The organism is Bacillus haikouensis, from assembly GCF_013179555.1.
Taxonomy (GTDB): Bacteria; Bacillota; Bacilli; order Bacillales; family Bacillaceae_B; genus Rossellomorea; species Rossellomorea haikouensis_A.
Genome location: NZ_JABMCR010000106.1, coordinates 1 through 13,331, shown reverse-complemented (window position 1 = coordinate 13,331; position 13,331 = coordinate 1). Strand labels below are relative to the sequence as shown.

The 13,331-nt window shown below is 41.8% G+C and carries 12 protein-coding genes, 1 riboswitch and 1 other annotated feature; of the genes, 11 read left to right on the top strand and 1 reads right to left on the bottom strand.

Annotated features, from left to right (window positions below; translation table 11 throughout):
- The 9 genes from HP456_RS11725 to HP456_RS11685 form a co-directional block, all read left to right on the top strand.
- Positions 1–1,433, top strand: a 1,433-nt coding sequence (locus tag HP456_RS11725) for an SbcC/MukB-like Walker B domain-containing protein (RefSeq protein ID WP_281358020.1), incomplete at its 5' end; no start/stop codon positions are given.
- A gap of 143 nt (positions 1,434–1,576) precedes the next feature.
- A complete protein-coding gene (locus HP456_RS11720; RefSeq protein WP_172251252.1) occupies positions 1,577–1,873 on the top strand; it encodes a hypothetical protein in 297 nt (98 codons plus the stop codon).
- Positions 1,870–2,673, top strand: a complete 804-nt coding sequence (gene coaW / locus HP456_RS11715; RefSeq protein WP_172251250.1) for a type II pantothenate kinase — start codon at positions 1,870–1,872, stop codon at positions 2,671–2,673. The genes HP456_RS11720 and coaW overlap by 4 nt, the downstream gene beginning before the upstream one ends.
- A 110-nt stretch (positions 2,674–2,783) precedes the next feature.
- Entirely contained in the window at positions 2,784–3,380 is a 597-nt protein-coding gene (locus HP456_RS11710) for an SCO family protein (RefSeq protein ID WP_312857756.1), read from the top strand.
- Positions 3,381–3,729: 349 nt separating this feature from the next.
- Positions 3,730–5,616: a selenocysteine-specific translation elongation factor gene (gene selB, locus HP456_RS11705; protein ID WP_172251248.1), complete on the top strand. Its 1,887-nt coding sequence runs from the start codon at positions 3,730–3,732 to the stop codon at positions 5,614–5,616.
- Positions 5,617–5,714: 98 nt separating this feature from the next.
- The gene (locus HP456_RS11700) at positions 5,715–6,287 is read left to right on the top strand and encodes a VanZ family protein (protein WP_172251246.1); all 573 of its coding nucleotides are present in this window, start codon (positions 5,715–5,717) and stop codon (positions 6,285–6,287) included.
- A 126-nt stretch (positions 6,288–6,413) separates the two neighbouring features.
- Positions 6,414–7,049, top strand: coding sequence for an NUDIX hydrolase (locus tag HP456_RS11695; RefSeq protein ID WP_172251244.1), 636 nt, complete (start codon positions 6,414–6,416; stop codon positions 7,047–7,049).
- Between the two features lie 81 nt (positions 7,050–7,130).
- Positions 7,131–7,757: a metal-dependent hydrolase gene (locus HP456_RS11690; protein ID WP_172251242.1), complete on the top strand. Its 627-nt coding sequence runs from the start codon at positions 7,131–7,133 to the stop codon at positions 7,755–7,757.
- A 53-nt stretch (positions 7,758–7,810) separates the two neighbouring features.
- Positions 7,811–8,056: a binding site (T-box leader), on the top strand.
- A gap of 46 nt (positions 8,057–8,102) precedes the next feature.
- Positions 8,103–9,104 (top strand): tryptophan--tRNA ligase, encoded by a 1,002-nt coding sequence (locus tag HP456_RS11685; protein WP_172251240.1) that lies wholly within the window; start codon positions 8,103–8,105, stop codon positions 9,102–9,104.
- Positions 9,105–9,442: 338 nt separating this feature from the next.
- Here HP456_RS11685 and HP456_RS11680 read toward each other — a convergent pair whose 3' ends face one another.
- Positions 9,443–10,576 carry a zinc-dependent alcohol dehydrogenase gene (locus HP456_RS11680; protein ID WP_172251238.1) on the bottom strand — a complete coding sequence of 378 codons (1,134 nt, stop codon included), beginning with the start codon at positions 10,574–10,576 and terminating at the stop codon, positions 9,443–9,445.
- Positions 10,577–10,812: 236 nt separating this feature from the next.
- A riboswitch (SAM riboswitch) is annotated at positions 10,813–10,916 on the top strand.
- A gap of 93 nt (positions 10,917–11,009) precedes the next feature.
- Between HP456_RS11680 and HP456_RS11675 the strand changes: the two genes are divergently transcribed.
- Complete coding sequence (locus HP456_RS11675) at positions 11,010–12,131, top strand: methionine biosynthesis PLP-dependent protein (RefSeq protein WP_172251236.1); 1,122 nt, start codon at positions 11,010–11,012, stop codon at positions 12,129–12,131.
- Positions 12,124–13,311: a cystathionine beta-lyase gene (metC, locus tag HP456_RS11670; protein WP_172251234.1), complete on the top strand. Its 1,188-nt coding sequence runs from the start codon at positions 12,124–12,126 to the stop codon at positions 13,309–13,311. Before HP456_RS11675 ends, metC begins: the two co-directional genes overlap by 8 nt.
- Positions 13,312–13,331: the final 20 nt, after the last annotated feature.

The window sequence follows — 13,331 nt, the reverse complement described above, 5'->3', positions numbered from 1 at the left end:
GCCTTGCAGCTGCACAGGAAGAAACCAAAATTGAAGCAACAGAGGGGCAGATTCATTCTCTGCTGAAAAAAGCTTCAAGATTCTCAAAAGATCTGACCGTTGAAAATTGTAAAATGGTCATTCAAAAAGCAGAAGAAGATTGTAAATACGTTAAGCATCAAATACTTGAAAAGAGAAAAGAAGTAGAGCAGCAAAAGCGGATGAAAGAGGAGCTGAAGAAAGGGAAAGAGAAACTTCTTGAAATTGAAGAAGCTGTTAAGAATCGCCAGCAAAAACAACAACAGCTTGAAGTTGCTTACTTGACGAAAAAAACAGCACTTGAAAAGGTCAAGGAATCCATCCCTGATGAGCTTAATACAAAGAAAGACTTTGATTTCGCATTGAAACAAACACAAGGTTTACTGGAAAGAATGAAATTCAATTTCGAAAAGGCACAGAAAAACTTTTTTACATGCGAAAAAGAATATAGTGTGAAAGCTTCACAAGTTGATGAAAAGAAAACCCAGGCTGTAAAGGTTGATGCAGAAATGAAGGAGGAACGGGAAGCGTTTCTTTCTTTATTGACTCAACAAGGTTTTCCTCACTATAAAGCTTTTCACGAAGCAAAAAAAACGGATGATGAAATATCCGTTCTGGAAGACAGAGTAAAGAAACACGGAGAGGATCTTCGTTCTGTTACCGATCGATTATTCGAAGTGAATAAGCAGCTTGATGAAAAAGAAAAGCCTGAAATCAAAGAGATTCAAGATGATTTGGCAGCGGTTTCTGAAGAATTGGAGAAGATAAATCAAGAACTTAACCGAGTGATCTCCCATACGAAGGAGAATAAGAATATTCTATCTCGTGTGTTGGAAATAAATGAAGGCATAAAAGATTTGGAAGAAGCTTATCAAACAGTTGGACAGCTTGCGGATATCGCCCGCGGCCAGAATGCAAATCGTTTGACTTTTGAAAGGTATGTACTTGCATCCTTCCTTGAAGATATACTTAGAGTCGCGAATGAAAGATTAATTAAAATGACAGCAGGAAGGTACAATCTCATTCGTAAGGCAGACCGCAGCAAAGGCAATGTACAAAGTGGATTGGAACTGCTTGTATTTGATCAGTATACAGGTCAGGAGCGTCACGTCAAAACGTTATCAGGCGGGGAAAGCTTTAAAGTTTCGCTCGCATTGGCGCTTGGTCTTGCGGATGTCGTACAGCAATATGCAGGTGGTGTTTCTCTTGAGACGATGTTCATCGATGAAGGTTTTGGAACCCTCGATCCCGAATCACTCGATCATGCAATTGAAGCGTTAATGGACATCCAAAGCAGCGGCCGATTAGTCGGGTTGATCTCCCACGTACCAGAACTGAAAGAAAGAATTGATGCACGGCTGGAGGTCATATCTTCGCAAAACGGAAGCAGAACAGAATTTCTATTCACTGTTTAGGGCAAACCAATACTAATATGATGATAATGAAAAGTCAGGAATTCCCTGGCTTTTTGTTTTCCTGACATTCCTTATTTCACTTTATATTTCCATCCGTTTTTAATAAGATAGAGATAATCAGACCAAAGAGCAGGTGATTATTCGTGAAAATAAGTATTTATATTCTGTTATTGTTGATTTCAGCGGCTGTCGCAATCGGATGGAGCTGGAAGAGGCTGTTGGATTTCAATAGTTATAAGAAACCTTTTTGGGAAGGGGTTGCGCTTCAATTTTTCTTCTTGCTGCTGGCGTCCATTTGGTGGCTTTTCACAGCGGACTTTTCTAAAGGCATCATGGGGGTCTTTTATTATCTCCTGGCATTTTTGATCATAATGGTGATTCATGGATATATTCTTCATTATTTATTTTCAAAGAAAAAATTGAAAGAAGAAGCTGAATGAAGATTATCGGTATTGATGCAGGTGGAACGCTGACGAAGCTTGTGTATGAAGAAGGCGGCAGGTACCATTTTAAACTATTTGACAGTAAGAATTTAGATTCTGTTATAAAATGGGTGGAAATCATTTCACCTAAAGCTTCATTGTATGTAACCGGCGGAGGGGCTGGGAAAATAAAATCTATACGGAAGGATGTCCGTGTTATCCCCGAGTTTCTTGCGGTGGAAGAAGGTACCCGAAGGCTTCTGAAAGACCAAAACCATGAATTAACTAGATATATCGTCGTTAATATTGGAACAGGTACCTCTTTCTTTATAGCCGACGACAGAAATTTCACAAGAGTGTTAGGGAGTGGTATTGGCGGGGGTATGTTTATGGGACTGGGCAGTAGATTAACGGATGTGACCGATTTTGCAGAGCTTGTAAGGTTGGCTGCGAAAGGTCAAAGGGAATCGCTGGACTTGATGGTGAGGGATATTTACGAAGATCAGGAAACCCCTGTATCCGGAAATTTAACTGCTGCAAACTTTGCCAAGTACAAAAAGGGAAAGACAAATGACAAAGATGCGCTACGTTCTTTGACCAATATGATGGCTGAGACGATCATTTTATTGGCTAATCAATTATCAATAAGATATAATGTGCAATCAATTGTATTTATTGGGGGCACGCTGAGTGGGAATACGCCGCTTAAAGAAGACCTCTCACAGTTTAAGGAAATGCTTGACTATCATGCCATCTTCCCTGATAATGCCGGATTCACAGGCAGCCTCGGTGCATTGTGCCTTGGGATGAAAGATTAGCGGGATTTCACAAAATAGACATTGAAACTCAAAGGAAGCGCATTGTGTTTTCCTGATCTTTCTACTAACATAGTATGGGAAACAGTAGTTGAAAGCGGAGGAGATATGAAGTGTCTAAACCGAAAACACTTGCAGTAGTGATGACTTTGATCGGTATTCTCCTTGCGGGTTGCAGCAATAGTGACTTTCAAGCAGAAACGGATTATGAAATCGCGGACTTCAATTATACCAACCAAAATAATGAAAAAGTCAGTCTGAAAGATTTAGAGGGGAAAGTATGGATTGCAGATTTTATTTTCACAAACTGTGAAACTGTCTGCCCGCCTATGACATTTAACCTGACTAAGCTTCAAAAGGAACTGAAGAAAGAAAGAGTGGAAGATTATAAGATCGTGTCCTTCAGTGTAGATCCTGAACATGATAAGCCGCAAGTATTAAAGGACTATCTTTCTAATTTTGAAGCGGATACAAGCAAGTGGGACATGCTTACTGGATATCAGTTCGAAGAGATCAAAGAATTTGCGGAACATTCCTTCAAATCGATCGTGGCGGATGACCCTAAATCTGATCAAGTCATTCATGGGACCAGTTTCTATCTGGTCAACCAAGAAGGAGTTGTCGTTAAAGACTACAGCGGCAACAGCGACGTCCCTTACGAAGAAATTACGGCAGATATGAAGACGCTGATCAAAGAAGGTACGAATTAAACACAAAAACAGGAATAGTCAAGTTGGTATCAAGCTTACGAGAATTCAAGCAGCTTGCATTCCTCTTGACTTTTTTTTCAATTAAGCTTATATGATAAAATTAGAATAGTATATCAATTAGTGTAAGCAGGTGAAGAAGATTAGAAAATCAAAAGGGATGTTTATCTTTGATTGTGTCATCACAATCGTCATATTGCTCTGGACCATCAAGTCTTTCTCTGAAGGGGAGAACGTGAAAGGGTTGCTTTTCGTCGCATGCTTTGCGTTGATGACAGGAGTTTTATTTACTCATTATAAAAACAGGAACCGTAAATGAAAATTGTTTACATAGTGAAAGCAGGTGTGAAGGTTGCATAAACGCTTTTATACGGTGGGTATGGCTGGCCATATCGATCACGGTAAGACTACGCTCACAAAAGCGCTGACGAATATTGACACCGATCGGCTAAAAGAGGAAAAGGAAAGGCAAATTTCAATTGAATTGGGGTTTGCTCCGCTTTATCAAGGAGAGGACATGCAAATCTCAATCGTTGATGTCCCCGGTCACGAACGTTTTATCAAAAAAATGATTGCCGGAGTAGCGGGGATAGATCTTGTAGTATTGGTCGTTGCTGCCGACGAGGGGATCATGCCGCAAACACGTGAGCATCTTGACATCCTTTCTATTCTGGGAATCGCGAACGGCATTGTTGTACTCACGAAACTTTCGAAAGTGGATGCGGAATTGAGAGAACTTGCAAAAGATGAAGTAGTAGAAGAACTCCAAGGTTCTCCGTTTGAGAATGCACCGTTAATGATGGTGGATAGTTTATCTGGAGAAGGGATCCGAAGACTGAAAGAATTGATCATCCGTTCAATGGAAGACATCCCGGTCAGGACTTCGGAAGGGGATTTCCGGATGCCGATCGACCAGATATTTACTGTAAAAGGTCAAGGGACCGTCGTAAGGGGAACCATCTTCGAGGGAACGATTGAGACAGGCGCAAACGTTGTGGTCCTGCCCCCGGATCTGAAGTCTAAAGCAAGGCAGATACAAGTTCATGGAATGGAGACTCCAAAAGGATTTGCCGGTCAGCGAACGGCGGTTAACCTGCCAGGAATAAATCAACATGCAGTGAAACGAGGTGACGTTTTGGCTGTCTCCACTCACGTCTCTGTGACCGATACAATCGATGTATCGTTAACTATCCTTAGTGGGGTATCGCATGGAGTAAAACAGCGAATGGATGTGAAACTACATACAGGCACTTCTGAAGTAATGGGTAGACTGATATTTTTTGACCGTAATAAAGTAGAAGAAGAGGAAGATGCCATCCTTTGCCAGATTCGATTATCTGAACACATAGTGGTTAAACGAGGTGACCGTTTTATATTGAGAAGGCCGACTCCTGCAGAAACAATCGGAGGCGGCTGGATCATTAATCCGGAAGGCGAATCATACAGATTTGGATCTGAAACGATTGAAAAGCTTCGATCGATCATGGAAGGAACTGCTGAAGAGAGGATCTTGAAACTGCTCGAGAAACAAAAGAGTCTGACAGCAGGATGCATCCAAAAGGATGCATCCGTTACGGAAAGTGAACTTTCCTGTATTCTCAAACAGAATGACTGGATTGTATTGCGTTCTTCCAATGTGACGCATATCAGCATTATTGAGAGTTGTGAAAAAAGGATCTGCGAGTCACTCAGTAACTATCATGATCAAAATACTTTAGATAAGGGGATGAATAAGGGGGAACTGAACCAACTTCTGAAAGTTCCGGATGATGTGCTCTTTTATAGTATTGATCAGTTGCTGCAGAAGAATAGACTATCAATAGAACAAGGAGTCTTGAGTATTGACGGGTTCACCCCCCGCCTTCCCCTTCAATGGGAAAAAAGGTGCATGCAGATGCTTCGTTCCCTCAGGGAGGATGATTTGAATGTGAAAACAGTAGAAGAATATTTTCATGATGCAGGCATTCCTGAATCCCTTCGACAAGAATATCATCAATTTTTCGTACAAGAAAAATTGATCATTCCTTTGGACGAAAAGTATGCATATGCTTTTGAATCATTCATCCATGCAGCAGGTTTATTGAGGAAAAACACCGGACAAAGTTTTACTATTACTGAAGCAAAAGAGATACTGGGAATCTCACGGAAATATATGATACCTTTATTAGAAAGACTGGATAAAGAAGGCTGGACAGTCAGAATGAATGAAAAGAGGAAATGGATTTCTTCAGAAGAATAACATGGAGAAGTTTCTCCTATTATAAAATGTGGAATAAATGAATCCATATCGATGTATAACTTAATAAATATACGAGGTAAGAAAGTAGGAGACGTAAGATGCATGAATTATGGAGCGCATTCGGATGGGTGATCCCCATTCTTGCACTGATTACCATTACTTCTATTCTAGCCGTCTCCGTATGGAAAAAGAAAAAAGGCAAGGGCAGGTGGATGAACCTCCTTCCCGTTTTATTGCTGTCGATTTCCATTGGGGGGATTTGTTTGATCACACTCACTCCATTTCTCGGCGATGGAGGAGTAAACGGCGGATTAAAAGGCAATACCAATATGGAGCCATTTTCCAATCTGAAACTCAATCTTATATACCGCAATCATTTAGAGGTTCCTATCCGAAACTTATTAGCGAATGTCTTCCTGTTTGTGCCGTTCGCATTCTTTTCAAGCTGGTGGATGCGTCACCAGAGAGCGATCGTCTTGAAGGTTACGTTTCTCGGTGCACTCCTTTCATTCATTATCGAATTGACTCAATACTTTCTTCCCTTGGGAAGGTCAACGGATATTGATGATTGGCTGATGAATACATTGGGGTCTCTTATCGGCGGTATTTTTTTCATTATAGGAGGCTACTTTTACAGAGTGTGGAACTTAAATAGACGAAAACATAAATGAGTGAAGAGTGAAGTATAAACCGAAAGAGGTTTATACTTTTTTTGAATTTGAATTAGAAAAATATGTTAGTATGGAATAAGAAGAACCTTACGGATATTGCGGCAGCAAGTTTGAGGAGGGATGTCCATGAATGAAGAAAAACTATCTATCTTTGATGAAGATTATAATAGATTGGGAGAACGAACGCGACCGGAAGTCCATGCAAACGGGGATTGGCATGAAACGTTCCACTGCTGGTTCGCTCATTATGATGAAATCAGCGGAGAAGAATATATTTATTTCCAACTGAGGAGTGAACGAAAGAAAGATTACCCGGGGCTGTTGGATATTACTGCTGCTGGCCATATCTTATCTCATGAATTGATTGAAGATGGAGTAAGGGAAATTCATGAAGAATTGGGCATGGAAATCGCCTTCAATGAACTCTCTTTCGCGTGTATGATGAAGGAAGAATTGGTTGGAGACGGAATGATTGACCGTGAGTTAGCGAATGTTTACTTATACACGAAACCTGTTACTTTTGAAAGTTTTTCACTTCAACTAGATGAACTATCAGGCATCTTTCGTGTGACTCTCAGGAATTTTGAAAGGTTAATTTCCAATGAGCTTCAAGAGGTCCATTCAGAAGGATTCATGATCAATGAAGACTCTGAAAAAGAGTACATAAACAGAAACATATCAAAAAGGGACTTTGTCGCTCATCCGACATCCTATTTCAGAGAAATTATCACAAAGGTGAAGTTCGAGCTGATGGAAAAATAATTCAAGTTTCCCATGTTCATTTCCTCTTAAATCCACTATCATGGTAACTTCAGTATTGAATGCAGAATAAGGAGGAGAGTTGTGAACGGAACAGCACATATGGCAGCGGGAGCAGCTGCAGGATTTATCACAGCCAACTCAATGGGATCGGGCCTCAGCACGACTGCCGTTCTCGTCACAGTCGGGGGGATTTCAGGATTGATGCCGGATATGGATATCGATGGGAAACTCAGCAATAAAGTGACGTTTTCACATAAGATGATCAGGGCTGTGGCTCAAGTAATCGGTTTAATGATGATGGTTTACAGTTTCCTGCAAGAGCAGGGCCGTGAACAATGGATAGGGATAGGGTATGGGATAGGTATACTATTATTGTCAACAGTAATTACACAAAGAAGGATGTTGACATTTACGGGAGCTGGAGTGACTGCAGCTGGCTGGCACCTTAACGAAACCTGGTTGTGGCTGCTCGGGATATACATAGTAATTGCTTCGTTTGTTTCACACCGGAGCTACACTCATTCACTGCTTGGAATGATTTTTTTCGGATTCATTGCAAAATACTTTGAATCTTCATTGGCGATTGAAGGCATATTTGAAGCATGTATGCTTGGATACGCCAGTCACTTAGTGGGCGATATGAAGTTCCTTCCATTCAACAAAAGAGGTGTGAAGTTATTTCTGCCTTTTACCTCGAAGGAAATATAAAAGGTGTTGACCAATTTTTTTAGTTATTATAAAATATTGGAAATAAGAACATTACGTATGCAGTGATGAAGAAAAGTAAGCTGTTGAAACACTTCAGAGAGCTGATGGCCGGTGAGAATCAGTGTGGGAAAATAGTCGAATGGGCTTCTGAGCATCCAGGCCGAAATAAGAAAGCAGGTCATGGCGGAAAGTCTCACCGATACAAGAGACAGTGTATCGAGGTCAAATCCTCCTTACAGATAAGTGCGTTTGCGTCAGTAAACGAATGAAGGTGGCACCACGGGTTTCCCGTCCTTTTTAGGACGGGAGCCCTTTTTTGCGTTAAAGGACTGGGAGGAATGAACAATGAAAAGGCAAGTATTGACCGGTATCAAACCAACAGGCAGAGTCCATTTGGGTAATTATATCGGGGCTATTAAACCAGCACTGGAATTGGCTCAAGGCGAGGAATACCAATCTTCTTATTTTGTAGCAGATTATCACGGATTGACGAAAATACATGACAGGGAGGAAATGATGCAGTTCAGCCGGGGTATTGCCGCGACTTGGTTGGCTCTCGGACTGGATCCTGAGAAAGCAATCTTTTACAGGCAATCAGATGTTCCTGAGATATTTGAATTAAGCTGGATATTAGCCTGTTTTGCACCTAAAGGATTGATGAACCGGGCTCATGCATATAAATCCATTGTCGAGGAAAATGTGCAAACGGGAAGAGAATCAGATAACGGTGTGAATATGGGATTATTTACGTATCCGATCTTGATGGCTGCGGATATCCTTCTTTTCCAAACTGAAATTGTTCCAGTCGGCAGGGATCAAATTCAGCATGTTGAGATCGCAAGGGATATAGCTGAAAGCTTTAATCATACTTATGGTGAAACGTTCACACTCCCTCAGTATGTCATTGAAAAAGAAACTGCTGTTCTCCCTGGATTGGATGGACGTAAAATGAGTAAAAGCTATAATAATACCATCCCATTATTTGAGGAACCGGCAAAACTGAAAAAACTGATCAATAAGATCAAAACAGATTCCAGCCCGCCTGAGGCGCCGAAGGATCCTGATGATTCCATCATCTTTTCGTTATATAAAGAATTTGCGACAGAAATTCAAACCGAAGAAATGAGAAATTGCTTCCTATCAGGAATCGGATGGGGAGAAGCCAAGAAAGAGCTTTATGAAGTCATGAGTTTACATTTGGATGAGCCGCGTGAGAGGTATAACGCGTTAATGGCATCCCCTGAAAAGCTTGATGAAATATTACTCCATGGAGCAGAAAAAGCAAGAAAGAAAACAAGACCTTTCTTGGAAGAGGTCAAAATGAAAATAGGAATCATACATCCTTGAATATAAAATAAAAGGGGCTGGGACAAAAATGTTTTAGTCTAAGTAAACCCGCACTAATTTGCATTATAGGAGGTAAATTAGTGCGGGTTGTTATTAGTTATTGTTCAAATGTACGTTTTAATTTTTAGTTTGTTCCAGCGGTTGATTGGAGTGCAAGACGAAGACTCCTGCGGGAAGAGTAGCTTAAGTGAGACCCCGCCGCAGGAGCGAACGCAACGAGGAGCTCACGGGCTACCCGCGGAAAGCGAAGTCTTGCACGGAAATCAATAGGGTGATTAAAGGCTATGTCTTTAGGCAGTGGTTTGTTAGTGTTGTCCCAGATTTTTTTATTGGATTTTTTACGGTTTTAAGATCACTTTAATATTGCCGTCCTCTTTCTTATCAAAAATATCATAACCCTTTGCAGCTTCATCAAGCGGTAAACGATGAGTAATGATATCGGTTGGGTCAAATTCGTAGTTTTCTATCATATCATACAATTTTGGCATAAGGTGTATGACAGGAGCCTGTCCCATTTTGATGGAGACATTCCTGCTGAAGAAGTCTCCCAATGGGAAGCGATTAGCCTCTGTGCCATAAACGCCTGTCAATTGTACTGTCCCGAATTTTCTGACTGCCTGTGATGCGGTTTTAATCGGACTGATGGTTCCGAATTGATTATCAAAATCTGATCCGAATGTCTCCTCAGGAGGGACGGTACCATCCATTCCTACACAGTCTATGACCACATCAGCGCCTCCTTTTGTATATTCGTGCAGGACGGATCCGATTTCCGGGGTCTCTTTGAAATTATATATTTCAGCACTGTTTGTACGTTTGGCATGATTCAGTCGGTGTTCAACCTGATCGACAGCAATGACGCGATTGGCACCTTTTAATTTGGCAAACTTCTGAGCCATCAGTCCGATTGGGCCGCTCCCAAGAACAATGACAGTGTCCCCTTCTTTCATTCCGCTGTTTTCAACGCTCCAATATGCTGTAGGTATAACATCCGATAGGAAGAGCACACTTTCGTCATCGAGGTTGCTGGACTCAGGTACTTTAAACGACGTAAAGTCCGCATAGGGCACTCGAAGGTACTCTGCCTGTCCGCCTGGATAGCCTCCCATCATTTCAGTAAATCCAAAAAGCCCTCCTATTTCCCCATGGGGATTGGAATCATCACACTGACTTTCCATCTGGTTCTTGCAGAAGAAACACTCTCCACAGCCAATATTAAATGGGATGACGACACGGTCCCCTTTTTTAAGACTTTTCACTTCAGATCCTACTTCCTCGACAATTCCCATAGGCTCATGTCCCACGACATAATCTCTTTCCGGTTCGATACCGCCGTGGTACAGGTGAAGATCTGAACCACAGATTCCACTTGCTGTGATACGGACAATCATGTCGGTATTTTCTTGGATATATGGGGTTTCAACTTCTTTAACCACCATTTTTTCTTTTCCTTGGAACGTTACACCTTTCATACAAAACACATCCTAATCAAGTATTTCTATACATATAGACTTGCTGAAGGTGAATTAAACATTTACTTCTCTATCAGCTCGTCAATATTTAATTTCACTTTGCTTAAATATAACTCTATAATTCATTGCAAATGGCAAAGTATTCATAATTTTCATTGACAACTAATAAAGTATGGTGTAAGTTATGAAGAAGTGATTTCAGCAAGTGATTGATGGATTTAATAAAACCGAATAGATTCTTATCCAGAGAGGTAGAGGGACTGGCCCTATGACACCTCAGCAACCAGCATGGCGCATGGTGCTAATTCCAGCAAGTTGAATTCAACTTGAACGATAAGAGGGAGAATGAACGATAGAAGCCTTCTTATTTTGATAAGAGGGCTTTTTGTTTTTTACCCCTTTTCGTATAAAAAAGAGAAAAGGAGCTGCAAAGTTGAAAAACCATATCGATACAATTCTCGTTCAATCCGGAAATCGTACGGACGCAGTGACAGGGGCGATCAGTCCCGCCATTCAATTGTCAACGGCTTATGAACACAAGGGAATAGGACAGTCAACCGGATTTGATTATTCCCGCACTGGAAATCCTACAAGGGCCATTTTAGAAGATACACTAGCTAAGCTGGAGGAGGGACAAAGAGCTTTGGCGTTCAGTTCCGGGATGGCAGCCATACAAGCGGTGCTGAATTTATTCTCGACTGGTGATGAATTGATTGTTTCACAGGATCTATACGGAGGAAGCTATCGATTATTTCTTCAGTTCGAAAAACAATATGGCATCAAGTTTCATTTCATTGATATCCGTGATGAAAGCCGGGTTATGGAGAAACTGAACGGAAGAACCAAGGCGATATTCCTGGAAACGCCAACCAATCCATTGATGAATGAAATCAGTATTTCATCCGTTTCCTCCATTGCTAAAGAGTACAAACTTTTGCTGATTGTAGACAACACGTTTTATACCCCGATTCTGCAGAAACCGATTACAGCAGGGGCTGATATCGTCGTTCACAGTGCTACGAAATATTTAGGCGGACACAATGATGTTCTTGCGGGAGCAGTCATCGTCAAGAGTGAGGAGTTGGGGGAGAAGCTCTTTATTATTCAGAATTCGATCGGTGCCGTCCTTTCACCTTTTGATAGCTGGCTTCTTCTTCGCGGTATGAAAACACTAAGTTTACGAATGGCCCGGCATGAAGAAAATGCAAGGGACATTTCAGAATACCTTGTAAATCATGATTGTGTGACGGATGTGCTGTATACGGGTAAAGGCGGGATGTTGTCATTCCGTATCTCAAGGGAAGAGTGGGTTGGACCATTCCTGCAGAAGCTTAAGGTCATCACATTTGCTGAAAGTCTTGGAGGGGTTGAAAGTTTTATTACGTATCCGGCTACCCAGACACACTCGGATATACCTGAGACAGAAAGGAACAGGCTTGGAATATGTAATCGGCTTTTGCGCTTTTCAGTAGGAATTGAACATGTGGATGATATCATCCGGGACTTGGAGAATGTATTTAATCAGCTAAAAGGAGAGGTGCTTATTAATGGGTGAAAAAACGTATTCACGGCAAACATCCCTGCTTCATTCTCATGGATACGATGCACATACTGGAGCGGTTTCAACACCTCTCTATCACGCTACCACTTTTCATCAGAGTGATTTCGACCAGTTTGGCTCCTATGATTACAGCCGTTCAGGAAATCCTACCAGAGAAACTCTGGAAGAGACGATTGCTGAGCTGGAGGGCGGTATAAAAGGCTTTGCTTTTTCTTCGGGGATGGCAGCGATTTCCACTAGTTTCCTGATACTCTCCAAGGGGGATCACGTTCTTATATCTGAGGAAGTATATGGAGGCACTTATCGATTAATTACTGAGGTGTTAAACCGGTTTGGTATTCAGTTCTCCTTTGTTGACATGAGAGATCTTCATGAAGTGGCTCGATCAATCAGACCAAACACGAAAGTAGTATATATCGAAACACCCTCAAATCCATTATTGAACATAACTGATATCGAAGGAATCGTAAAGCTGGCCAAAGCCAATGACTGCTACACCTTTTTAGATAATACGTTCATGACACCGCTGCTGCAAAGACCTCTATCAATTGGTGTTGATGTGGTTCTGCATAGTGCGACAAAGTTTCTTGCCGGCCACAGTGACGTGCTTGCAGGACTCGCCGTGACGGGAAACGAAATCATTGCAGAACAGCTGACATTCCTGCAGAATTCCTTTGGTGCAGTACTTGGTCCGCAGGACAGCTGGCTTTTACTAAGGGGCTTGAAGACACTGCATGTCCGGCTGAAGCAATCTTCAGAAAGTGCATTCAAAATTGCCCGATTCCTGGAGAAGAGAGAAGAAGTGGAAGAAGTATATTACCCGGGACTAAGCTATCACAAAGGACACGAAATCCATGTCCGCCAGGCAGAAGGACCTGGTGCTGTGTTATCTTTCCGTTTGAAAGGTGTAGAAGAAGTCAGAAGATTGAGTAGGGAAGTGAAGATCCCGGTGTTTGCTGTAAGCCTTGGTGCTGTTGAATCCATTCTTTCTTACCCGGCAAAGATGTCACATGCATCTATGCCGCAGCCGGAAAGGGAGCGGCGGGGTATTACAGACGGTCTCTTGAGGTTATCGGTTGGACTGGAAGACACAGATGAGTTAATCGAGGATCTGCGGCAGGGATTGAATTCAATCAGGATAAGATCGGCACCTGATAGAATCATTCACCTATAAAGGAGGGATAATATGAAACC

Coding starts and splice junctions, on each gene's coding strand:
- metC (WP_172251234.1), top strand. CDS start 12,124: ATGGGTGAAAAAACGTATTCACGGCAAACATCCCTGCTTCATTCTCAT.
- HP456_RS11680 (WP_172251238.1), bottom strand. CDS start 10,576: ATGAAAGGTGTAACGTTCCAAGGAAAAGAAAAAATGGTGGTTAAAGAA.
- coaW (WP_172251250.1), top strand. CDS start 1,870: ATGAAGATTATCGGTATTGATGCAGGTGGAACGCTGACGAAGCTTGTG.
- HP456_RS11685 (WP_172251240.1), top strand. CDS start 8,103: ATGAAAAGGCAAGTATTGACCGGTATCAAACCAACAGGCAGAGTCCAT.
- HP456_RS11695 (WP_172251244.1), top strand. CDS start 6,414: ATGAATGAAGAAAAACTATCTATCTTTGATGAAGATTATAATAGATTG.
- HP456_RS11700 (WP_172251246.1), top strand. CDS start 5,715: ATGCATGAATTATGGAGCGCATTCGGATGGGTGATCCCCATTCTTGCA.